The sequence below is a fragment of the Okeania sp. genome, from assembly GCF_983059655.1.
On record NZ_CEZPJD010000020.1, the window covers coordinates 1932 to 26947 of the forward strand.

General features: G+C 36.1%; 16 protein-coding genes and 1 pseudogene. 8 read left to right on the top strand and 9 right to left on the bottom strand.

Features of this window, described 5'->3' with window-relative positions; all coding sequences use genetic code 11:
• Positions 1–247 precede the first annotated feature (247 nt).
• The 3 genes from tal to opcA all read left to right on the top strand — a co-directional run bounded on the left by tal (position 248) and on the right by opcA (position 4846).
• Positions 248–1396 (top strand): transaldolase, encoded by a 1149-nt coding sequence (gene tal / locus AC3DU7_RS02635; RefSeq protein ID WP_488037816.1) that lies wholly within the window; start codon positions 248–250, stop codon positions 1394–1396.
• A gap of 325 nt (positions 1397–1721) precedes the next feature.
• Positions 1722–3251 carry a glucose-6-phosphate dehydrogenase gene (gene zwf / locus AC3DU7_RS02640; protein ID WP_488037817.1) on the top strand — a complete coding sequence of 510 codons (1530 nt, stop codon included), beginning with the start codon at positions 1722–1724 and terminating at the stop codon, positions 3249–3251.
• A gap of 272 nt (positions 3252–3523) precedes the next feature.
• Positions 3524–4846 (top strand): glucose-6-phosphate dehydrogenase assembly protein OpcA, encoded by a 1323-nt coding sequence (gene opcA, locus AC3DU7_RS02645; protein WP_488037818.1) that lies wholly within the window; start codon positions 3524–3526, stop codon positions 4844–4846.
• Positions 4847–4999: 153 nt separating this feature from the next.
• Here the strand turns inward: opcA and pyrR are convergent, their stop codons facing one another.
• The 3 genes from pyrR to AC3DU7_RS02660 all read right to left on the bottom strand — a co-directional run bounded on the left by pyrR (position 5000) and on the right by AC3DU7_RS02660 (position 7663).
• Positions 5000–5530, bottom strand: coding sequence for a bifunctional pyr operon transcriptional regulator/uracil phosphoribosyltransferase PyrR (gene pyrR / locus AC3DU7_RS02650; protein WP_488037819.1), 531 nt, complete (start codon positions 5528–5530; stop codon positions 5000–5002).
• Between the two features lie 578 nt (positions 5531–6108).
• On the bottom strand, positions 6109–7122 hold the full coding sequence (gene cbiB, locus AC3DU7_RS02655; protein ID WP_488037820.1) for an adenosylcobinamide-phosphate synthase CbiB: 1014 nt from the start codon (positions 7120–7122) through the stop codon (positions 6109–6111).
• A gap of 97 nt (positions 7123–7219) precedes the next feature.
• Positions 7220–7663, bottom strand: a complete 444-nt coding sequence (locus tag AC3DU7_RS02660) for an Rrf2 family transcriptional regulator (RefSeq protein WP_488037821.1) — start codon at positions 7661–7663, stop codon at positions 7220–7222.
• Between the two features lie 312 nt (positions 7664–7975).
• On the opposite strand from AC3DU7_RS02660, the gene AC3DU7_RS02665 reads away from it, so the two are divergent.
• Positions 7976–8407 (top strand): AbrB family transcriptional regulator, encoded by a 432-nt coding sequence (locus AC3DU7_RS02665; protein ID WP_488037822.1) that lies wholly within the window; start codon positions 7976–7978, stop codon positions 8405–8407.
• A 719-nt stretch (positions 8408–9126) separates the two neighbouring features.
• Here AC3DU7_RS02665 and AC3DU7_RS02670 read toward each other — a convergent pair.
• The 4 genes from AC3DU7_RS02670 to AC3DU7_RS02685 form a co-directional block, all read right to left on the bottom strand.
• Positions 9127–10035 (bottom strand): AAA family ATPase, encoded by a 909-nt coding sequence (locus AC3DU7_RS02670; protein WP_488037823.1) that lies wholly within the window; start codon positions 10033–10035, stop codon positions 9127–9129.
• Positions 10036–11942: 1907 nt separating this feature from the next.
• On the bottom strand, positions 11943–12254 hold the full coding sequence (rbp, locus tag AC3DU7_RS02675; protein ID WP_488037824.1) for an RNA-binding regulator: 312 nt from the start codon (positions 12252–12254) through the stop codon (positions 11943–11945).
• Between the two features lie 758 nt (positions 12255–13012).
• Positions 13013–14098, bottom strand: coding sequence for a bifunctional riboflavin kinase/FAD synthetase (locus AC3DU7_RS02680; RefSeq protein ID WP_488037825.1), 1086 nt, complete (start codon positions 14096–14098; stop codon positions 13013–13015).
• Positions 14099–14200: 102 nt separating this feature from the next.
• Positions 14201–15103 carry an MBL fold metallo-hydrolase gene (locus tag AC3DU7_RS02685; RefSeq protein WP_488037826.1) on the bottom strand — a complete coding sequence of 301 codons (903 nt, stop codon included), beginning with the start codon at positions 15101–15103 and terminating at the stop codon, positions 14201–14203.
• A gap of 1189 nt (positions 15104–16292) precedes the next feature.
• Between AC3DU7_RS02685 and AC3DU7_RS02690 the strand changes: the two genes are divergently transcribed.
• Entirely contained in the window at positions 16293–17198 is a 906-nt protein-coding gene (locus AC3DU7_RS02690) for a phosphodiester glycosidase family protein (protein WP_488037827.1), read from the top strand.
• 420 nt (positions 17199–17618) lie between these two features.
• The gene (locus AC3DU7_RS02695; protein WP_488037828.1) at positions 17619–18980 is read left to right on the top strand and encodes an ArsB/NhaD family transporter; all 1362 of its coding nucleotides are present in this window, start codon (positions 17619–17621) and stop codon (positions 18978–18980) included.
• A 434-nt stretch (positions 18981–19414) separates the two neighbouring features.
• Here AC3DU7_RS02695 and AC3DU7_RS02700 read toward each other — a convergent pair whose 3' ends face one another.
• Positions 19415–20890 carry an alpha-amylase gene (locus tag AC3DU7_RS02700; RefSeq protein ID WP_488037829.1) on the bottom strand — a complete coding sequence of 492 codons (1476 nt, stop codon included), beginning with the start codon at positions 20888–20890 and terminating at the stop codon, positions 19415–19417.
• A 175-nt stretch (positions 20891–21065) separates the two neighbouring features.
• On the opposite strand from AC3DU7_RS02700, the gene AC3DU7_RS02705 reads away from it, so the two are divergent.
• Together AC3DU7_RS02705 and AC3DU7_RS02710 are read left to right on the top strand one after the other, a co-directional pair.
• Positions 21066–21836: a class I SAM-dependent methyltransferase gene (locus tag AC3DU7_RS02705; RefSeq protein ID WP_488037830.1), complete on the top strand. Its 771-nt coding sequence runs from the start codon at positions 21066–21068 to the stop codon at positions 21834–21836.
• Between the two features lie 879 nt (positions 21837–22715).
• Complete coding sequence (locus AC3DU7_RS02710) at positions 22716–24434, top strand: alpha/beta hydrolase (protein WP_488037831.1); 1719 nt, start codon at positions 22716–22718, stop codon at positions 24432–24434.
• A 94-nt stretch (positions 24435–24528) separates the two neighbouring features.
• On the opposite strand, the pseudogene AC3DU7_RS02715 reads toward AC3DU7_RS02710, so the two are convergent.
• Positions 24529–25016 (bottom strand): annotated as a pseudogene (locus AC3DU7_RS02715) (hypothetical protein); the annotation flags it as partial.

Sequence of the window (25016 nt, forward strand, 5' to 3'; positions counted from 1 at the left end):
ACGCAGATTTCATTTCAACTTTCTGACCAAAAAATAAGGTCTCAAGCCTCCCCTTTCAAGGGAATGAAAAAAAAATCAAGTTCAATATTTCAATAACTTTACTTTAGGCAGAGGTACTGATAACTGATAACTGATAACTGATATTTGAATACTGCCTTTGGAAATTTAACAACTTAGTTATTTTTTTGCAGTATATAAGAACACAAAAAACTCCAAGGAAAATAGTAACAATTAAGGTAAGACAGCTATGACAACTAATCATTTGCTCGAAATCAAAGACTTCGGTCAGAGTATCTGGATGGATAATCTCAGTCGCAATATCATTGAGTCTGGGGAACTCAAAAATATGATTGCCCAGAAAGGGATTCGTGGTATCACTTCTAATCCTGCTATCTTTGAGAAAGCGATCGCTGGTAATGCTATCTATGATGCAGATATTGAAGCAGGTATTAGCGCTGGTAAGTCAGTTATGGAAATCTACGAATCTCTTGTATTTAAGGATATTCGTGATGCTTGCGATATATTTATGCCAGTTTACGAACAAACTAATGGTTTAGATGGTTACATTAGTATTGAGGTTCCACCTACTATAGCTAAAGATACAGAAAGTACGATCGCCGAAGCAATTCGTTATTACACTGCTATCGGTCGCGAAAACTTAATGATTAAAATTCCAGGTACGCCAGAAGGTTTACCAGCAGTAACAAAAGTTATTAGTGAAGGGATTAATGTCAATGTTACTTTGCTATTTTCTGTAGAAAGCTATGTAAACACAGCTTGGGCCTATATTGAAGGTCTAGAAGCAAGAGCAGCTAAAGGAGAAGATGTCAGTAAGATAGCTTCTGTGGCAAGTTTCTTTTTGAGTCGCATTGATAGTAATATTGACGGTACTATTGATAGCAAAATCAAGAATGTAACTGATGAAACTGTCAAAGCCAAACTAGAAACAGTTAAAGGAAAAGTAGCGATCGCTAATGCCAAAATAGCCTATCAAGAATACAAAAAAATAATTCAGAGCGATCGTTGGAAAGCTCTATCTGCAAAAGGTGCAACAATGCAAAGGCTATTATGGGCAAGTACTAGCACCAAAAATCCCACCTACAGTGATGTAATGTATGTTGATGAATTAATTGGGCCTGACACAGTAAATACTTTGCCTCCCCAAACCATAGATGCTTGTGCTGACCACTGTCATGTTGACAATCGAGTAGAGACCAATATAGAAGAAGCTATACAGCTCATAGAAAGTCTCAAAGATACCGATATTAATATCAATATCGACCAAGTTATGGACGAACTGCTAGCAGAAGGAATCGACAAATTTATCAAACCTTTTAGTTCTTTAATCAACTCTCTAGAAGAAAAAGTCAAGAAATTAGCACCTGTTTCAAGTTAGAAAATCTTATAGCAGGGAACAGGGAAAAGGGAATAAGGAACAGTGGGAAAAACATACGGTTTATCATCAATCTATATTTCTAATTCCTAATTTCTAATTCCTAAGCAACTCGTTCCTTGCTATATATCATCAGTCATTCATCAGAAAAAAACGGTTTGAGTGATGACCAAAAATTAAAATTAATGTAGCTAAAGACGCTGAATTATTGAATTATTTATTATAAAACAGTCATCATAGCGAATTATGGTGAAATCAGAAAATAGTACACCTCGGCAAAAACAAACAAGCTTCTATAAGTAAATAAATTAGAAGGAGTCAACAATAGATGGTAGCATTATTAGAAAATCCCTTGCGGGTTGGATTACAACAAGACCGAGTTCCAGAACCCCAGATTTTAATTATCTTCGGTGCTTCAGGGGACCTAACCCAAAGGAAACTCGTTCCAGCACTCTATCAAATGAAGCTAGAGCGGAGACTTCCCCCCGAACTAACAATAGTCGGAGTAGCACGCAGAGAATGGAGCCATGATTACTTCCGCGAACAAATGCGGACTGGCGTAGAAGAATTTGGTGGTGGACTACAATCTGAAGAACTCTGGAATGACTTTGCCAAAGGGATTTTTTACTCTCCTGGTAATATCGACAAACCAGAAGATTACCAAAAACTAAAAGAATTTTTGAGCCAACTTGACGAAGAGAGGGGTACGCGAGGTAATCGCGTATTTTACTTATCTGTAGCACCACGCTTTTTTGGAGAAGCTGCTCAACAGTTAGGCGCAGCAGGAATGTTGGAAGACCCCAAAAAGCATAGATTAGTAATTGAAAAACCCTTTGGTAGAGACCTTAGCTCCGCTCAAGTACTGAATAAAGTTGTGCGTCAAGTTTGCCCAGAAGAGCAAATATATCGCATTGACCATTATCTCGGAAAAGAAACAGTTCAAAACTTAATGGTATTTCGATTTGCTAATGCCATTTTTGAACCCCTATGGAATCGTCAATTTGTCGATAATGTGCAAATCACTGTTGCAGAAACAGTTGGACTAGAAGGACGTGCGGGATATTATGAAACATCAGGTGCCCTACGGGACATGGTACAAAACCATCTGATGCAACTCTTCTCCCTCACAGCAATGGAACCCCCTAATTCCCTCGATGCTGACAGTATTCGTAACGAAAAAGTAAAAGTAGTTCAAGCAACCCATCTAGCAGACTTAGAGCGCCTGGAGCTTTCTGCAATTCGTGGCCAGTATACAAACGGTTGGATGAAAGGCAAAGATGTACCAGCTTATCGGGAAGAGGGAGGGGCAGACCCCAATTCCACCACACCTACTTATGCAGCACTGAAACTCTACATTGATAACTGGCGCTGGAAAGGAGTACCCTTTTATCTACGGACTGGTAAGCGAATGCCGAAAAAAGTCTCAGAAATCGCGATTCAGTTCAAAGAAGTACCATATTTAATGTTCCAGTCAGCAGCGAAACAAGCAAACCCTAACGTATTGGCTTTGCGAATTCAGCCAAATGAAGGAATTTCTATGCGTTTCGAGGTAAAAACTCCAGGCAGTTCCCTGCGGACTCGTTCAGTAGATATGGATTTCCGTTACGATACTGCTTTTGGTAAACCGAGTACAGATGCTTACAGTCGATTGTTGATTGATTGTATGTTAGGAGACCAAACACTATTTACTCATGGTGATGAAGTAGAAGCATCTTGGCGAGCATTAACACCAATACTAGGTATCTGGGATGCTCCAGCACCACCAGAGGCAATACCTTTGTATGAAGCAGGTACATGGGGACCAGTTGAATCTGAGTTGTTACTCAACCGCGATGGTCGTCGTTGGCGCCGACTGTAGGTAATTTCAGTTATCAGTGTATCAGTTATCAGTTATCAGTACCTTTAGCTGTTTGCGCAGCGTATTCCGTAGGAAAGCATTGGGATTGATAATTGATAATTAATCAATTTGGTTTAAAGCCTCTCATTACCAATGAATAATTGATAATTGATAATTAGAGATACTTTTCATTATCTATTATCCATTGTTCATTATCCATTATCAATTAATGAAAGTTCCCTAGCGCGTAGCGCTACAAATAACCATCAGTAAAGCATTTACAAACAAGAAAAATGAGTACAACACTTGTTGCCTTACAACAACCAAAAGATATTTCTCTCGGCGAAATAGAAGCAGAGCTTAGTAAAATCTGGCTCGGTCAAAATGGAGGCAAAGCGACTTCGATCGCTACCAGAGCAGCTACTTTCAGTATGGTAATATATGAACCCGAAGAATTTCAGCAACTTTTGGCTGGTTTGGGATTCTACAAAGGTGAAATAGATGGTATTAATGGCACTGAGGCCCGTGATGCCATCAAAGAGGCTCAAAAAGCTTATCAATTACCAATAACAGGTAGGGTAGATTCCGAGACTCTTGCCAAGTTACGTTCAGAGTGGGCTGCCAAATCTCCAGAAACTCGGCAATTCCCCAACATGGATGCTAGAGGATTTAGCATTAGTGAAGTAATTGCAGATCAAAATCCCTGTCGAGTCATCACACTATGTCCTACTTTTGGAGAAGATACAGGGGTAACAGCACAAGTGTCTGCTTACTGCCCAGTGCAGAAAAAGCAGTCTTCATTAACTTGCTGTGAATACATTACTCTACGTGGCACTAAAGAAGCACTGGAAAGGGTGAGTAATGTTGTGACATCATTGATGATTCCTGACTTACCTAAATTTGTTTGGTGGAAAGCTACCCCCAATCAAGAACAAGAATTATTCCGAAACCTATGTGAAAATAGCAATTGCATTATTCTGGATTCATCTTATTTTAGCGATGCAGATTCAGAATTTATCAAAATGCAAGAGTTGATCGAAAATCAAACATACATTGCTGACTTAAATTGGCATCGTCTCTCTGCATGGCAAGAATTAGCTGCTGCCACTTTCGATCCACCACAACGTCGTGCTTCCTTGGGTGAAATAGATAAAATTACTCTTGACTATGAAAAAGGGAATGCTGCTCAAGCACTAATGTTCTTAGGTTGGTTTGCTAGTCGTCTTGATTGGCAACCTACAGCTTACACCGAGACTGGCGGTGATTATGATATCGTTCATATCAAGTTTACCAGTCCCACAGATAAGGAGATTTTAGCTGAGTTAGCAGCAATTCCTACTGCTGACTATGGTGAAATTCCTGGAGATTTAGTGGGTGTGCGTTTGGGGTCTAGTAATCCTAATGCTGACTGTTGCACGATTTTGTGTTCTGAAGATACTGGTTGTATGCGATTAGAAGCAGGTGGTAGTGCCCAGTCTTGTCGTACAGAGCAAGTTAGCGCTTTGAGTGACCAGAAAGCAGAATATTTGATGGCTCAACAGTTACAACGTTGGGGTCGGGAAGTTTTATATGAAGAGAGTTTGGCTATAACTGCTGACATTCTCAAGTTACGTTAATTTTGGCAGAAACCTGTAGGGGTGCTATTCGCCCCCTACTCCCGATGAGGAAACGGAGACACGGGGACGCGGTGACACAGTGACACCCTATCTCCCCCTCTCCATGTCTCTGTGTCCTCAATAACCCCCCACTCCCCACGCTCCCCAAACTCTCTAGCGAGATAACTCTACACTATCTCTCCCATCAATATCTTGCACATAAACTTTGACCTTCTCTTCTCTAGAAGTGGGTAGCTTCTTACCTGTGAAGTCTGGATGAATTGGTAGTTCCCGATGACCTCTATCAACCAACACAACTAATTTAATTGCTTCTGGGCGACCATATTCAATAACTGCATTCAAAGCAGCTCGCACTGTTCGACCTTTATAGATTACATCGTCAACTAAAACAACAATCTTACCTGTAATATCACCAGGAATTTCAGTTTTAGCTGGGGTTCGCATTCCTGTTATATTCAAGTCATCTCGATAAAAAGTAATATCCAACGCTCCCACAGGTATCTTGACTTGCTCTAGCAATTCAATTTGATTTGCTAATATTTTCGCTAGCGGAAACCCTCTAGTATAGATGCCTAACAACACCAACTTAGACAAATCTCCAGCATTTTCAATTACTTGGGAAGCAAGACGAGTAATAGTACGCCGTAATTCCTCTGCTGATAAAATTTCTACAGTATTATTCATATATTCCACCACCTTAATGAAGTCAGAAGTAATTTCAGTTATCAGTTATTAGTTATCAGTGCTTCTCTTTGCCTGAAGTCAGAGGCTTGAAATATTGAACTTGATTTTTTCTTGGTCGATTGGATATGGCGTTTGCTACCGCAAAGCTTTCCTAACGGAAAGCGTCTCGGAGGGAACGGAAACCCGCTCTGATCAGAGTCGCTCCGCTTCACATGTTACGGAGCAAAACGACCGCTTTTTCATCCCCCTGAAAGGGGAGGCTTGAGACCTTATTTTTTGGTCAGAAGTCAGTAGAGGCGTTAATGATAGTTATGGGAAGCAAACGGCAGTAGGCAGCATAAAAATGCTTTGGCCACTGTATTCTATATATTTGAAAGCCTTGAAAACCACTATAAGACCCCCTCCAAAAACATTTCGCCAATCAAGGCGGGTTATTAGACCCAATTATTTTGATAAATAATATCATGTCCCCTGGGGCGCATTTGTATAAAATCAAAGGTGAATATCTACAAGAAATTTAGGTTTTTTCTACTTTTAAGCCTTCTTCCCTCTTCCTTCTTCCTTCTTTTTTACCTTCACTATACAATACCGATGCTACCGGACATGATATAACAAATAAAAAATAATCCTAACCAAATTAGAAAGCAATATCGAGTTAACTGCAATGCTCGATCGATAATTTCTGGCGTAATTGGATAGATGGGGTCTCCTAATAGTGGTTTATGTTTAACCACTCCATGATACAAGTTTGTACCACCTACCTGTACTCCCAAGGTTGCAGCATAGGCACATTCACTCCAACCAGCATTAGGGCTAGGGTCTTTCACCGCATCCCTTTGACATATTCTCCAAACATATAAAGGTTTGCCAGAGAGCAAAGCTATAGTCAGCACATTTAAGCGACAGGGTAGCCAGGTTAAAACATCCTCTAGTTTGGCACTAAACCATCCTATATCAGTATAGGGTGCTTCTTTGTACCCAATCATTGAATCTAATGTACTAGCAGCTTTGTAAGCAAATGCCAAAGGTACGCTACCTACACCTGGTATTATGGCTCCTACTAAAGCGTAAAATAAAGGTGCAATTACTCCATCTGTTGCATTTTCTGTTACTGTTTCAAAAGTTGCTCGAAATATTTCCGGTCTTGATAAATTTTCTGTATCTCTACCTACATACATACTTAAGTTTTGACGTGCTTGAATTAAATTGTTACTTTTTACAAAAAAAAGTACTTCTTTAGCTGCCATACTTAAACTTTTTCCAGCAAAACAGCTAGCTAATAAAATACTCTCTGTTATTACTGTTAATAAAGGAAATTGGACAAAGTTTATTCGTAAAGCTTGAATAATTAACCAACTGATAATTCCATTGCCAAAAACCAGAGCGATCGCTAATACTATTCCTGCCAATCTAAGTATAAATACGCCAGAGTTATCTTGATGAGGTTTAGTGAGTTTAAATATTTGTTTAGTGTAATGAGTAATTATCCAACCTAAGATATTTACAGGATGTGGCCAACTCCAAGGATCGCCAATCAAATAATCTAGGCAAGCAGCTATGAAAAGAATAATTAAAGTATAGTTGGCATTCACAGGAATTCAATAGTTATAAATTTGTTTTAATAAGTAATCATTGTGAATCATATACTACTGATTAAGTCTTACAACTTGACAGTCAAGCTATCAAAAATTACACAACAAAACTCGTTTCTTCTCCTACTACAGCTTGCCAACTACGGACATCATAGTATAAGTCTTCTAGGGAAATATTGTAAAGTGCTTCAGAAAGTTTTTTATCTAATCTATGCCAGATACAATAAGTAACCCAGTCTTCTGCCTGCTTATTATCAGGAACATATCTAGGTAAGGGTTTGATTGTTTCACCCACAGATTCTAGTATTTGTCCTACAGATATTTGAGCTGGTAATTTAGCTAATTTATATCCTCCTTGAGCACCACGAACTGATTTGACTAAACCAGTACGACGCATCTCTATTAATAACTTTTCAAGATAGGCTATAGGTATGTCTTGACGTAGTGCTATTTCTTTGACAGATATGGGAGTATTACTTTGTTGTAAACTCAAATCTAAAAGTGCCTTAACACTATAATGTCCACGAGTAGTTAACTTCATTGTCTTGTGTTTAATTTAAAGGGACTTCAGGAATTTATAGCTATAAGTATATCAATAGGCCCTTCAACTAAATAGGTGAATAGTTGATAGTTGATAGCACAATGCTTAATATTACATACTATAGATATGATTGCTGAGTATAATCAATGCCTCTTCTCAGAATATTGTGTGAAAAATTCGATCGAATATGTGAAATATTTAGATAATTAGTGTAATATAGTTTTACGAGCAAATATTTGTTTATCGTTTCTTGGAATTTAAACAAACCAAGATAAAAAATGATAACTGTAGTAAAATGTTAGGACGGAAAACATGGCTAAAAAGAAAAATATTGAACCCTTATCTGGGGAAGATTTACTGAAAAAAGTAAAAGACTTAGGTAATCAAAGTAAGGAAAAGAAGGCGAGAGAATGTGGCTACTACACTGTTACTAAAAATGGTGTTGAACGAGTTAACATGATGAAGTTTTTGAATGCTTTGATTGATGCTGAAGGGATTCAATTAGATAGTAAACAGAATGGCAATGGCCGTGGAGGACGCTCTGCTAGCTATAGAATTAGCGTACAATCCAACGGTAATTTACTAATTGGTGCGGCTTACACTAAAATAATGGAATTAAAGCCAGGAGATGAGTTTGAAATTTCTTTGGGACGTAAACACATTCACCTGCGTCAAGTAGAAGCAGGTGAAGTTATTGAAGAAGATGAAGATGAGGAAGAAGAAGTATCAGCAGTAGCATCTTAAGTCAAGGCTAAATACTTACTTAACGTATTCTCTATTTCAGTTTCTCTATTTCAGTGATTATCTTCACTTCAAGCATCAAAAACTATAGCTATTGATGCTTGTTGCACCAATAGCTGTACCATCACTTTTGTGTAAATACTTCTTCTGGTCGTTAATATGTCAATACTAATTTAGAAAAATTGCATTATTGCAGAAGGAAGAGAAAAAATATTGTGTTGTCTGAGTGAGTTTTAAACTTTCGATCTGTTTGCGCCTTTTCCTTCGATTGGTTATATATTGGTTTAATAATAGTTGCGTTCACTATGAGGAGGCAAACATGTTTTGGTGCAATCTTTTTTATCTTCTTTTTTGACCACGATGTATGCAGGGAGTAATATCAAATCTGGTAGCATTTGGTGTAATTACGTGCGGAGTATGGAGACTTAACAGGGGTAGTTTTTTTTGTGAAATTCTTATGGAATAAGGGTTTCGATATTCAGAATTATTATCGCTAAAATGCTTGCTATGTCTAGCTTTCGCATTTTTTTAGTACAAAAAACCTACCCCGGTTAAAGCAAGAGGGGTAGGTGCAGCAGCCAATGTTAGCGGAAGTTCTGAACCAGTAAAACGTCAACTCGCCGAGAAACTACGGCTCGGTATGAATTCCCGTGACTTTAAATCGGGGAGAATGTTAACTATCAAATAGCTAACCATAACTTCTAGCGATCAAAAACTCAAACTTAGGAAACCATTACAGAAGTCAGTAATCTTTCCACAATTGTTTGAGCACGTCTTCCTCCTGCTGGTATCAAACGATGGGAAAGGACATAAGGAGAAAGAAATTTCACATCATCAGGAATAGCGTAATCTCTTCCAGCAAGAAACCCTAAAGCTTGAGCTGCTCGATGCAAAGCAACTGTTCCACGAGGACTAACACCCAGGGTAATTTCTTCATCTTCCCGCGTTGCTCTTACTAGTCGGAGAATATATTTTTGTAAAGACTCATCTACTTTCACAAGACGGCACAAACGACGCAACTCTTCAACTTCCTCTAAAGTAATACAAGCTTTCAGCTCACTTATTCCTACTCCCTCAGAAATTCTTTGTAGCATCTGTAACTCTTCAGACTCTGTAGGATAGCCTAATGTCAGAGATAAACTAAAACGATCCATTTGTGCTTCTGGTAGTGGAAATGTTCCCTGATATTCAATAGGGTTCTGAGTTGCAATGACAAAAAATGGCTTAGGAACAGAACGCGAAACTCCATCTATAGTAACCTGTTTTTCCTCCATCACTTCTAATAGAGCAGACTGAGTACGGGGAGTAGCACGATTAATTTCATCTGTCAATAGTACATTGGCAAACACCGGACCTGGTAGAAATTCAAATTCTCCACTGCGAGGGTTCCAAATATTAGTACCAGTAATATCGGTAGGTAGTAGATCGGGAGTACATTGAACTCGCTGAAACTTTCCAGCAATCGAATAAGCTAGAGATTTAGCTAATAAGGTCTTACCCACACCAGGAACATCTTCTAAAAGAACATGACCCTCCGAAAGCAGCGCCACTAATACTAGGTTAATGGCATCTTCTTTTCCCACAATAGTCTGACGAAGATTTTGTTTCAGCTTTTCAATACTTTCTTTCATAAAATTATGATTTGCTATCAAAAATGGAGCTTTGAAGACTCCCGGTATAATCTGCGATTTACCGGGAGATGAATCGCGGCCAAACAAATAATAAGCGCTCCATTGATATAGAATTATGATACAATGGGAATATAATAACATTAAGATATCACCACAGCCTTTGCAGATCGTAGAGCAAATTGACTGTATAGGCGTACTGTCGAGTATTGTTTTCAACCTAGATAAGTACCATTTAAGCAATAAACCTGAATCGTGAGGTTTGGGAGTCTCTCATTGATAATCTTTGATTTAACGGGAGAGAATGTCAACTATAGGAATCCTATTTAAGTTGTAATATTTTGGTGCTAGGGGCGAACCGCATAATATCTACATTAGCTTTTGGGCCAGAAAGTAGAGGCATAAGTATTGTTAATGCCGGTAAAGGAGTTAGGAGTCATATAGAATCGGGTTGTACAGCATATGTTGGTAATTCTATAATTACAAAAAAAACGTGCAGTTGAAAGCCAAGTGGCTTTAGCCCTTGGATGAAAAAAAGTTGTGGGAATTTATTTCCAAGTATCCTAAAACGTGGGATAATTCTAATGAATGCAAGTAGAAACAAAGTTTGTCCGATAGACTCTTTACTAGTAGGGGTGAAACTCCTGTCGGGAAGAAACTAGTAGTATGTTTCTAGCAAGACTAAGGCACAGACAAACAGGCAGCAAGGATAGGGATTTATAGCTCGAACTTGAGTAAAACCACTCTGAAAGAGAGACAAAAGTAAGGGCGATGTATGTGGATTCTTGTCAGCATATTTGAGTTTGTAGGTGGTTTTTGACTACCACCACTGGAAAAAACTAATCATGCCCAGTGAAAGCTAGTAGCTGTGAAGAATCGCGTTTTTAAACTGATTAAGAACAACTGCTTAGAATCACCCATGCTTTAGTCGGGAGAGAAGTCAATTCAATAGAAATTTTATCCAAAAGAGGGAATAGAGGAAAATAATTGATTATCTATGTATGATAATTGATTTAATTTTTGATTATTGGAGATGTTTAATATTTAATCTTCTACACTCTCCTACTCCCAACAACTCTAATAATTATTCAACCGGATTTTATCTCAAGTATGAGATACATCGGATTGGCAATGTAGATAATTTTAAAGTTTTCAGTTAAGATTAACTGTTATAAGAATTTGCACAATCTATTTAGGATTACTATGTAAATAATATAGGGTTTGCTGCAAAAGTCTTATGAGTTAGGGGAGGAATCAGGAGTTAGAAGTCAGTAGGAATGGGAATCATAGAGGAGGTAGAAAGAAGAGTTGTCCCAAGATTGTTCTGCCTTTGTCTGCCCTCAATACTAACTTTTTGAACTTTGTTATACCAAAAAGCAAGCTCTTTTTTTCCCTCCAAAAAGGCTAAAAGCTTTATCCGTCAATGCTTTAAAATTTAATCACCAAGCCCTAATTACTTTGATCGGTAAAGGCAGAGGGCAGGAGTCAGAATTTTCTTATGCTTTATGTCTTATGCCTTTCCTGATAAGCTTATATCTTTAGTAATGCTACTACTATAAACAACTAATATTGAGTGATTTTTGTTAGTTGAATCAATTTTGGATTGGTAAATATTGACTTAAAGTCCTAAATATCCTGGTTTTTAACTCCTCAATGAAGACTCTTTCAATCATTGAAAAAATTAACACTCTTGTGGAAAAAACCTAGCACAATCAACAGTAAAGATAAACATCAAAAAAATTAAGGCCAAAAATTTGATTTTGACAATTTCTTGAAGTTTAATACTTCAAAGCAAGATCGCGCTATTGTCATCAGAAAAATTATCGCTCATATTGTGATTAATACGGAGATATGAAAGGAACAGGATGAATTCCTATCCCTTGAGTTGAACCTAATTTCATTATGAGAGTTTAGTACTCACGAGAGAATTTCTCTCCTCCCCCTCTTCTTCCGCCACCACCAGATGACCCTCGACCACCTTCTCGTGGCCTTGCTTTATTGACTTTGAGAGTACGTCCCATCCATTCAGCACCATCAAGTGCTTCAATGGCTGCTGTCTCTTCATCTTCTGTCTCCATTTCTACAAAAGCAAAGCCCCTGGGGCGACCAGTTTCACGGTCTGAAGGAACTTGTACTCGCTTAACGCTACCGTAATCTTTGAAGACATCTCTTATATCTTCATCTGTGGCATCGTAGGAAAGGTTTCCAACGTAAACCGACATAATTGACCTCCAAAATTAAATGCAATCTAGAGAGATTTCGGAAGGCCAGTAATGCCAGATGAAACATCACAAAAAAGCTCACCACTGAAAGCAAAAACTGTAACCTATACCTATTCTCGAACTAGATTATATCATAGACAGTTTTGGCTAAAAATTATATAAATTAAAACTTTAGTCCAATTTAAAACTACCAGTAAAACTTTTTAAATTTTAGCTACATAGAAGTTTGATAAAATATCTAGGCTAAATTATTCATCAAATTTTACAAATCAAACAGGAATGCTATATTTTTTTTAGCTTTGCATAATTTATTGTTGATACGTTCGATCAGTAGACATCTCCAGTCATCAAAAATAACATCAATTATCCCATATAAATTATCAATTCTTTCTGCCCTACTCCCTACTCTTTCTTTGTAAGCATTCAGCTATTAGCTATTAGCTATTAGTAACAAGACTCTCTCATATAGGACAGTGTTTAAATTAACAACTGACTTTAAGTGCAAGGGAAACAACTTTTGTAGTAAGACAATTAATAAAGCTTCTATTCCAAACTAGAAGCAATAGCTGATAACGTAGTTACGACCATAGAAGGCTAGCTGACGGCTATTTGCGCAGCATTCTGTAGGAAATGCTTACCCCTCTTTTCTAAGGAAGTTTAATAATTAATTAAAAACCAACGTTCGATTAGAGTGATACAACATTTACCAATAACTAAACTATTTTGCATTGAAACAACTACATTCTTTTATATTCAATTTATTTAGTATGACTTACGAGTATACTTCTAGCAACTGCACAATCTTCTTCAATCTTTGCTTTTAGTAAATCTAAAGAAGCAAATTTTTGTTCGGGTCTTAAAAATTCAATCAAATTTACTCTTAGAGTCCGATCGTATAAATCTCCAGACCAATTTAACAAGTGAATTTCTGTAGTTGGGTGTAGACCATTTAGTGTGGGGCGACAACCAACATTCATTACTCCTAAGTAGGGGCGATCGCCAGAAGAATTTTCCTGAAATTGCTTCTGTTCAAGAATATAGACCTCCACAGCATAAACTCCAAAACGAGGCAAAAATTTTTGTGGCGGTAGCTGTAGATTAGCTGTAGGAAATCCTAAAGTTCTACCTAATTTTTGCCCTTCTACCACCTGACCAACTAAACTGTAGGGACGACCTAATAAACGATTAGATTTTTTGAGGTCTCCTTGCTCAAGAGCTTGGCGAATTATAGAACTACTAATGCGTTCTCCATTTTCACAAGTGTATAGAGGTACAATAGTAGACTCTATATTATGGTTAGCTGCAATAGTCTGTAAATCTGTTGCTTTTCCTGCTCTGTTTCGTCCAAAGCAAAAGTCCCATCCTACACTTACTTTACTTGCTTTTAAGTGTTTTACCAAGATTTTTTCTACAAATTGAGTAGGAGTTAAATTTGCCAATTCTTGGTCAAATTTCAGTAATACTACCTGTTCGACTCCCATCTGTTGAAAAAGAGCTAATTTTTCATCTAGTGGAGCTAACAATTTTTTTGGTTTTCCACTAAAAAACTCTTGGGGATGAGGATTAAAAGTGACAACAGTTGAATAAATTTTTGGCTCTTGGCAGTCATCATTTTTGTCCAATTCTCTTTGGCAATACCATGATGAATTTAATAATGGGAGCTTTGTGTCTTTATCTACTTCTGTATCTATTTCTGATGGATAAACATAGAGTGAATTTTTTCTAGTATCTAATTTTAAAATTGGTTGGACTACTTGCCTATGTCCTCGATGTAAACCATCAAAGTTTCCTAAGGCAACGGTAGTTGGAGTTAATACTGTAGCTAAAGAAGAAGTTACCCACACACCTTATATTTTGATTGATTGAATTATTTTCTACTACATTTAATCTTTATTCATCTATATTTTTTGTCAGCTTACTCACAAAATTCACATGAAACTAAAGTTTTAGCTTTTCTTGGAGTGTTTTACTGCTGAATTATTGTCTTCACTATTGCTTGGGGGAATTAATTGAATTGACAAACCTTCTCTTGCCATCAAACTATTAGGAAATTTTTCTGCTACTTGCTCTCCTACTTTATCTAAGAAATCATCGTTATGTATAGGATCATGGTGAAAAATCACTAATTTTTTTACTTGAGCTGCTTTAGCAATTTTTACAGCTTCCTGCCAAGTTGAATGTCCCCAGCCTATTTTACTAGACTTGTCGGAATAATATTCTTCATCTGTATAAGTAGCATCATAGACTAATACATCTGCTTGACGAGCCAAAAATAAAACATTTTCATCAAAGCGATCGGGAAAATGTTCTGTGTCAGTAACATAGGCTGCAGCATATCCTTGCCAGTTGACACGATATCCCACTGCTTCTCCTGGGTGGTTTAGCAAAGCACTTTCAACAACTATATCGCCAATTTTAACTGGCTGACTTATTTCCAAATCGAAAAACTTAAGTTCAGCCCCCATAATTTGCAAAGGTACAGGAAAATTAGGGTTGAGCATCTGGTCATTAAGCCTCTGTTGAATAGTAGCTCCATTGGGAGAAATTGCTCCATATATATAGAAACGATTTTTTTTCACAAAAGCAGGTGCAAAAAAAGGAAAGCCTTGAATATGATCCCAGTGGGTATGGGTAAAAAACATATGGGCTTCTACGGGCATTTGAGAGAGCAGGGATTGACCCAAAACTCTTAGGCCAGTTCCACCGTCAAAAATCAGGCGATGTCCACCAACTCGCATTTCTACACAAGGAGTATTACCTCCATATCTTACTGTTTCTGCTCCGGGAGAAGCAATACTACCTCTTACGCCCCAAAATTGAACTGTGAATTGATTTTGTTTAACCGACATGAGTTTTATCGCAGAATTTCTTGAGTAAGTCCATCGAGGAGATTTTACTTATTAGTCAAATTTTTGCCATAGTAAAATGGCTTTGTATGTAAGTTTAATCATATATTTTAATATATATTAACTGTTATCCTAGATTACTCTAGCAAAATTTTGGGTGGAAGATGAAAGCTAGGATTTTTATTTCTGCTGAGATTAAATGACTAGCGGAATTTTTATCGGCCATTTTCTACATCTACAGATTATTGAGAATTATACTATTGTAATAACTTAGTAAATAGATTTTGGCAGTAAAATTTTTCCGATCTACTCAATGCTTTTCAACCGACTTATGTATTAATACTTTAACTTTTACAATCCTAACAATTAATTTTTGAATGTGGCATCTACACAGCTTCTAATTGTTTCAATTTTTTTTAATTTTTATTTCATTCATATTTTTACGGTAGATTCCAAGTAATATCATGTTCCCCCAGAGGGGGAGCTGCGCTAACGGTTGAATAACTATACTTTGGAGGAGGGAAGGCAGGGTGCAGAAGACTGAAGGGAAAGAAAAGTTTAAAGGGAGAAGGTTATTTTTATAACTAATTATCAGGACATGATACAGTATTAATTTCTAGATTTCCATTAATATACCAATTTCATAGATGTTTGTTACAAATGGTAGAAGTAAGAAAGAAGGAAGAGGGAATAAGGAAGAAGGGGTAAATATTCAATAAAAGGGAAAAAAAATATAAATAACTATCTAAAATGAACTAGATCGGCTATTTTTAAGCATATCTGCTCTAGGTCCACTTTTTATAGCATTATTTTTTTAAATTGGTATAATATAAAATCCGGTTCAATAACCTCACCATCAATAGACATCTCCTCCAAAAGAAGAAACAGGAAATACCAGTTCTGGGAATAGTGATAAATAATCGATCGCTTATGGATAAGAATTTATTTTATTTTGAATTCTCACGCTTATGTCTAATAGCTTAAAATTCTGATTATGAGGTTATTGGATATATGTGCAATTACGCAGCAACCTTAATTACAGGGTTAGAATAAAAGTAATAGCTGATAGCTAATAGCTGACGGCTGTTTGCGTTTGCGTCGCATCCCATAGGGAAGAAGTTCGCAGGAAATTCTTACAAAGTTAGAATATAAAAGATTCTTTGTACTGTTATAGTTATTAGGACTTTATTTAATGTCTCGCTCTAGAATTTTTACATGGCGATCACTGTTAACTATTAGCATAATTTTCTGCTTGGTTTTACGACTAATAATTATTACTATACTTGCTATTATTCGTCCACATCGAACTAACACTAATTTATTATTATTTCCAGGAATTATTTATCAAAGACTTGCTCTTTTTCAACCCCGTCCGATAATGATCCATGTTGTTACTATAGATCTGAATACTCCTGGAGTAAAAGCATTAGTTACACCGAGAATTTCTACTTATCCAGACATGAAAATTCGCGCCCGTACCACTTCTGAATTTATCAATGAATTTGATTTAAAAATAGCAATAAATGCCAATTTTTTCTCCCCCTTTTATGAAAAGACACCTTGGGATTTTTACCCTAAAAGTGGTGATTTAGTTAATGTAGTTGGACGGGTAATATCTAATGGTGATGACTACTCTATAATTGATAGAAACTGGCCGACTTTATGTTTGAGTGTGAATAATTATGCTCAAATATCAGATAACTCTATTTGTTCGACTCAAACTATTCAAGCTATCTCTGGTAATTTAATTTTAGTTGCTAATGGTCAAGCAGTTACTCTGCCAAAAAATTCACCTTTGAATGAAAAACCCTATCCACGGACAGCAGTAGCAATTAATCAAACAGGAGATAAATTATGGTTAGTTGTAGTTGATGGTAAACAGCCTTTTTATAGTGATGGTGTTACCTTGGCAGAATTAACTGAATTTATTATTAATTTAGGTGCTGATAAAGCATTGAATTTAGATGGTGGTGGTTCAACAACTTTAGTAGTAAACTCTAATTCCCAAGCTAAATTATTAAATTCACCAACTCATACTCTTATACCTATGCGCGAACGTTCCATTGCTAACCATTTAGGATTTTATGCTTTACCTTAGACCATTTATTGAGCGGAGGAGTAGGGGAGTAGGGGAGTAGGGGAGTAGGGGAGTGGGGGAGTGGGGGAGAATTAAACAGAAGAATAGTTAATGCTAAATAGAGTGCCAATTATCAAAAAAGTGATAAGGCTTGTGTCAATTACTTAATATCAGATCAAGTAAGACTTTTTCTTATTTATTCTTTATTCTTCTTTGTTCCTTCTGCTATATAATAAATTTCTGAAGTGGTAGGTAGTAGGTGTAAATTCAAGAGCGATTCAATAGAATATTTTTATTATACTTAATCATCTAGACATGGTATTACTAAAAATTCTTATATTAAGATTTTTTGATACTTGTATTAATTGGATATGATCTGAATAATGTTATAGTAATTATTAGAAAAAAAAATCACAAAAATAAATAATAATCGCCTATATTATGGCTTGGCAAATAGTTTTAAGTTCATTAATTTTTCTAGGTACTCTAATTCTTGTATTTTGGCAGCCAAAAGGTTTAAATATAGGTTTTAGTGCAATGATAGGAGTTTGTCTAACACTGACAACTGGCCTAGTTTCTATAGCAAATCTGCCTACATTGATTTGGGCAATTTTAGTAAATACTACCTTAACCTTACTAACCTTAATAACTATTAGTTGGATATTGCAGCAAAAGGGAGTTTTTCGTTGGCTCGGATTTCATATAGCTAATTGGAATCTGGGTAGTGGTAAATTTTTATTTGTCATGCTGCTAATATTAGTAGCTCTAGTTAGTGCTATTTTGACTAACTACGGTAGTACCTTATTATTTCTACCAATAGTCATTGAAACTCTCATTTTACTCAAATTTACCTCTACAGAAATCATCTCATTTTTGATAGCTTGTGGCTTAGTTGCTGACACGAGTAGTCTACCATTTTCCATCAGTAACTCAGTCAATTATATTGCTGCTAGTACATACAATATTTCTTTTGATAGTTATACAATTGTCATGCTACCTATTAGTTTTGTGACAATTACTATCAGTATTATTGTTTTGTTGTTTTACTTTTGGCCTGATATTCCTAGAAAATATAAAAACTTTAGATTCAGAAAAAATTATCTAGAAAGAGCATTGCCAGCAGCTAGTATAGAACCAAACATTAGTCTGAAACTTGCTGATAAAAGTCAAAATAAACATGATTTATACCTAGAAACTAAAGAATTACTTGAGAGTGAAAGAGAACGCAAAATTGTAGTTAATGCTTGGCAGAATAATTATAAATTCCAATATTTTATTTCTCAAACTAAAATTTTAACAAATCACTGTTTTTCTCTCTTTAAATTGATATTTAATCCTTTCCTACCAGTTATTTTATTTATCTGGGGAATGTACATAATAGTTTTTGGTCTAAGTAACTATGGTTTAACAGATGTAATGAAATATTTGTTAGTTCAAATCTCTGGATGGGGATTTTCTCTAGCTATTATTGCTACTGGTTTTTTATCTGCATTTATGAGCGCAGTCTGTAATAATTTACCATCTTCTTTGATTAACATATTGACAATTCAAGCTGCACAAATAATAGATTCTAATATTTCAGAAGCAATGGTTTACGCCACTATTATTGGCTGTGCCGTGGGTGCTAAAATTACCCCTATTGGTAGTCTGTCTACTCTATGTTGGTTTTATATGATGAAGCAACATAATTTTCAGATTAGCTGGAAAAATTATTGTGGCATTAGTTTAGCTATCATTTTACCTACTTTATTTATTAGTCTTTTGAGTTTAATTATTTGGTTGCCAGGAATGCAAATTAATTAGGGCTTGCTGATTAAGGAGTAGGGGAGTAGCGGAGTAGGGGAGTAGGGGAGCGGGGGAGTAGGGGGAGTGGGGAGTAGGGGAGTAATTTTTGGGCTACTCTCCTGCCCAAAATGCTGACTTTTTGAGCATAAAGAGCTAAAAACTAGGTACTTTTTCCGGAAGCTCAAAAAACACTTACCTTTATCTATAAATGCTTTGAGATTTAATCAGCAAGCTCTAATTAAATGCGAATATACTAATCATATAGAACCCTTATGAAATCTATTTAAGAATAGAGATGGGGAGATAGGGGGATGGGGCGAAAAAGACACCTAGAAACAAACATCTATTGCACAGTTTTAGGTGTGTTACTCCACTACTCGATTAGACTTCTCCCCCACTCCCTCACTCCCTCACTCCCCTACTTCCTACTCCCCTACTCCCTCACTCCCTCTTTATTCTTGCAACCAAACAGAAACTGACTCGCCATTACACCGAAACTTAGCCCAACCAGACTCGTTAGTATAAATGGGTTCCTGAATATGTTCCGTGAGGTCATAAAACTTAGCATTTGCCTGACCAACTTGCATCCACTTGTAACCTGGATAGCGATCGCTCATAATTACAGCCATTGCTTTTGGGTGTTCCTCATTACCCAAACGAGTCCAACCTACAGTATTATAATGATCGAAATAATCATATTGCTCGCCATAACCATAGTATTTGCGGGCAAACAAAAATTTATCAATTATCCAACGGTGGGATGGTAAGAAAATCTGGTAACGGTTACCATCTTTCCCATAGTCTTCATACTCCGCACCATAATAGTCAGCATAAAAAACACAAGGGTATCCTTCACGACGTAACAAAATAATGGCATAAGCTAAAGGCTTAAACCAAGATTCAACAGGAGCTTCCAATGGTTGTAAAGGTTGTGAATCATGGCTTTCCACAAAAGTTACAGCATTCATCGGACGCTCCTGCATCAAAGTACCATTGAGAATATGGCGCATATCATAATGCCCGCTCGACTTACTCGCATAGTAAAAATTGTAATGTAGGGGAACGTCAAATACAGACATTCTGCCACGAACTGAATTGATATACCAGTGTAGGGTATTAATATCGTTGAACCAATATTCACCTATCATAAATAAATCTTTCTGAAAATAACCTTCTAGTATATCGATCCAAAAGGGAAAAAACCAGGAAGAAATATGTTTAGTGGCATCAAGTCGAAAACCATCAACACCGGTAGTTTCCAGATACCATTTACCCCAACGTATCACTTCATCACGAACTTCTCTACTCTGGAAATCAATATCACATCCCATCAGATAAGTGTAGTTGCCATTTTCTAACACTACATAATCATCAAAGCTTTTTCTTTCAAATAAATAAATTGTATTTTGCTCTTTGCTGTAGTCATCATAATCAACCGCATCAAAATGCCACCAATGCCACTGGAAGTCAGAATACTTTTTTTGCCTACCGGGAAATGCGAAATGAGTAGAAACTTTAACTTCACGCATTTCTCCCAAGGGATAAATACGGTTATTTTTGGCAAAAGGAGTTGCTTTGACAATTTCAGCTCCATCAGCACCCATGCGATGATTGAGAATTGCATCAGCATAGACTTGGATACCAACATTATGTAAAGCTTGAATGGCATCTAGATATTGTTGGCGATCGCCATATTTTGTCCGAACAGTACCTTTTTGGTCAAATTCCCCCAGGTCATACATATCATAAACCTCATATCCCACATCATAAATGCCCCCTGTACCTTTGTAAGCTGGTGGTAGCCACATCGCGGTAAATCCTGCATCTGCTAATTCTTGGGCCTTAGTTGCCACTTGATTCCACAGGATAAGATTTGGGTCAATATACCAGTGGAAATATTGCATCATTACGCCGTTAATTTCTGCCATTTTCGGAAATCCTTAGAATTGCTCATTATGATTATGGCTGTTTAGTTAGGGTCAAGCAATAGTTGAATTGTTAACCCCTAACAATCTTCTGAATTCTGACTTCGTTAAATGCCATGATTTGATAAATGAGTTAAAGTTATTCAGAGTAATATTAGTTAAGGTATGCTGAGATCCAATGAACCCACTAAATCGGTTTTCTGATCGAGCTAAAGATTACGCTCAGTATAGACCAAATTATCCAAAAGAAGCGATTGCTTTAATAATTTCTGGATTTGAAAATCCTTCAGAATTAGTAGCAGCAGATATTGGAGCTGGTACAGGAATAGGTTCTAGAATGTTAGCTGAAGAAGGTATTAATGTAATAGCTATTGAACCAAATATTAAAATGAAAAATGCTGCTAAATCTCACCCTTTAATAGAGTTTAGAGAAGCAGCGGCAGAAACAACTAATCTTCCTAATGAATCAGTTGATTTAGTAACTTGTTTTCATGCTTTTCATTGGTTTAATCTTGAACCTACTTTACAGGAATTTCACAGAATTTTGAAACCATCTGGCAAATTAGTACTTTTATGGAATAACTGGAATAGAGAAGATGGATTTACTAAAGAAAATAGTAACTTAATGAAGCAGATATCTAAACATCATCCCAACACTAAAAAAAAGCGACGCTTTTCAATTGCCTCTATAGAAAAAAGTTCCTATTTTGTCAATTTTCAACATTCAACATTTGCTCATAGACAAGAGTTAGATTTACCAGGATTAATAGGTCGTATTATGAGTTCTTCATCAGTACCAAATCAAGGTTATGAACGAGAACAAATTACGGCAAGTTTGAAAGCATTATATGAGCGATGGGTAGATAAAAAAGGTTTAGTTTATTTAATATATCGTACAGAACTATATATTGCTGAACCCAAGTTAATAATTACTCCAAATCAGTTTTAACCAAACTTAGAGCTGATATACTTTATAAATCAGCTCTAATAAAATAATCTTAAGAAGTTATATTGTAATTAATTAAATAGATTTAATATGAGATAATATGTTTTATTCTTTTAGCTATCCTTTCAAGAGCTAGTAGAAAAAGCAATGGATTATCTCAGTTCATAAATATTAATATGATGTGTTTTGGCTATCAATATACAGTTGCAAATAAACTACACATCTAGTTTGCTTCTTATTTTTAGTCACTGTCAGTAAATATTTCTATCTTTGCTAATACGCTATATGCAAGTCAAATGTTTAATTACTAATTGAATATTTTTATTGATTTTATTATAAGTTGACGAAAAAGATCAGTATAAAACGATGCAAAAAGTAAATCAACACTCTGACATACTGAATTATAGTATCTCCAAAGGCACTTTCAATAATTAATAATTAATAATGAATAATTAATAATTATTAACAACTCAAAGGAAAATTTTTCTTCTCTTAGTTGATTGGATATGGTGAGGTTTTCTGCTCTTATCAGAGTCGCTCTGCTTTATTATGTTGCGGAGCAAAATGCCATCCCACCCTACGGGCAGCTCGGCTAACGACCACTTTTATCCCCTTACAATGGGAGGCTTTAAAACACAGTTTTTCGGTAATTCATAAATAAAGCTGAGAAAAAGCAGTAAACATTTTTTTCTGCAAACCTGAATTAATCTCAATTAGTTATATAGAATTATCCCTTCAATCGAGCAATGATTTCTTAGGGGGATAGTGTGTTTATTTGTCTAGCATTAACAACTTTAGGGTTAGTATGCTTTCTCGAAAAGCAGTCATAGGCTACTGAAAAATTATTAATTAATTATAGGAGTAATTAGGAGTAACATAAGAGTGAAAAATAAAGTATTTCCAGCAAAAAAAACAAACAAGAAAAAACGCAATTTTTCTAATTTGAAGCATTGGTTTAAATCTCTAACCCTAAGTATAATTCCGGCTCTTTTAACTACTTTACCAGTAAATGCTGCCAAACAGGTTTCTGTTGGTCACAAAGGTCTAAATATTTTTATTCCTGTATCAGCATTAGAAAATTATGCCAAAAGTGGAGAAATTAGCTATGAATTAGCTAGTTATATGCTACTTTTAGAAGCTGAAAAAGAAGATAAATATCGGGAACTATTACAACACCGCTATAATTTTCCTCCTCAGATAGTATCTCAATTTATCAACTCACCTATGGGAGAATTATTCCTCAGAAATTTAGGGCAAGTAATCAAAACTTCATCAAGTTCTGAAAATGAGAATTTAACTGCTGTTGAAAATGGTGCTGAAGAAATTAGAACTGCTTTATTAAAGGCCGCTAATGATACTAACGGCTTAACTATTATGAATTTTATCCGTCATTTTCCCAGTGATACGATATGGCTGGATACAAAAGAAATTTTGGCTGTAACTGAAAAAATCACTGCTGTACAAGAAAACACAAAAACTTTTATAGAAACTGTAGCAAATATCACACAAACAGAAGCTTACAGAGAAGAAAAAGTAGATTTTTCTCAGTTACCAGATATTAGGAAAAAAGGACAATATAGCTTTTCCCAGCAACAAATTACCCTGGAAGATAAAGGGCGCGATCGCCATTTTTCAGTACAACTTTATTTACCCAATATCTCTTCAACAGAAATATCAATTCCTGTAGTTGTAATTTCTCACGGTTTAGGTTCCAATGGAGTTAATTTTAAAAGTTTAGCTAAACATTTAGCTTCTTATGGATTTGCTGTTGCTCTACCTCAACACCCAGGTAGCAATTATGAATATATCCAGAAATTTTTAGCAGGTAAAACTAAGGAGATGTTCCATGGCAATGAATTTATTGACCGCCCCTTAGATATTTCTTTCTTATTAAATGAATTAGAGCAGTTAAATCAATATCAATTCCACAATCAATTAAATCTGAAAAAAGTAGGTATATTTGGTCATTCCTTTGGAGCTTATACTGCTCTTGCTTTAGCAGGTGCAGAGATTAACTTTCAGCAACTCAAACAAGACTGTGGCCCACAGATGGAAGTTTTGAATATGTCGCTACTGCTACAGTGTCGTGCTTTGGAATTGAAAGCTCAAAAATATAATTTGAAAGATGATAGAATAGCAGGAATATTTGTACTAGATCCAGTCAATAGCAGTGTATTTGGAAAAGCTGGTTTGAGTCAGATTGAGTTACCTGTGTTGTGGGGAAGCGCAAGTGAAGATAAAATTACTCCTATTGTTTTAGAACAAGCAAACTCTTTTACTTGGTTGACAACTCCTGATAAATATTTGGTCTTAACAGAGGGAGCAGATCATATCAATATTGATTTTGGGGCAATTAGAGAAAATAGTTTCACTTCTCTAGGAGAATTAATTCAACCAGATCCAGAAGTAGTTAATGGTTATGCTAACGCTATTGGTTTAGCATTCTTCCAAACTCATGTCGCCGATCGCCCTGAATATAGTTCTTATTTGCAAGCATCTTATGCTCAGGCTATTAGCGAACAACCTTTTAATCTGAGTTTGGTGCGGTCTTTATCACAGATTCAGTTAAGTAAAACATTGAAACAGGCAAGAAAAAATTAATTGAAACGATATCCGGTTGGGTATCTCAAGAGTGTGGTGTGAGCTACAGGAAATAATATGATTGACTACTCCCCGGACTTAAGTCATGGGGATTCTAAGCAGATACTACGCAACAGGATAAATCCTTGTTGCTCCATCTGTTCTTAGCTGACCAAAGATATACTCTTTGGGGACAAGTCAAAGTGCCCCTACACAGTCTGCTTAAGTTTAAACCTAGCTTTCTGCTTACTTTTGTGATGATATTTGCAGCCCCATTACAGTCTGCATTCACAAAACAATTATTACCACTTCTATACAAACCACGCTTTACTCTTTTTCCTGACGGTTTCCAATCATTGGGTTTCTCACCATAATTAGGCAGATAGTCACCATCTAAAAATGAAGCAATACTTGTATAACTTTCTTCTGTTTCTATAAATATAATTCCATACTCATCACATAATTGAGCTATTCTTTTTTTCAATCTAGCTGTAGGAATTGGTACAAATTCTGAATTACTTTTTTTTCCTAATTCTATTTGATTTTTCTGACCTTTATTCCAACCAAATGCAATTGTACCAATAGAATTTTTTAAACAATGAT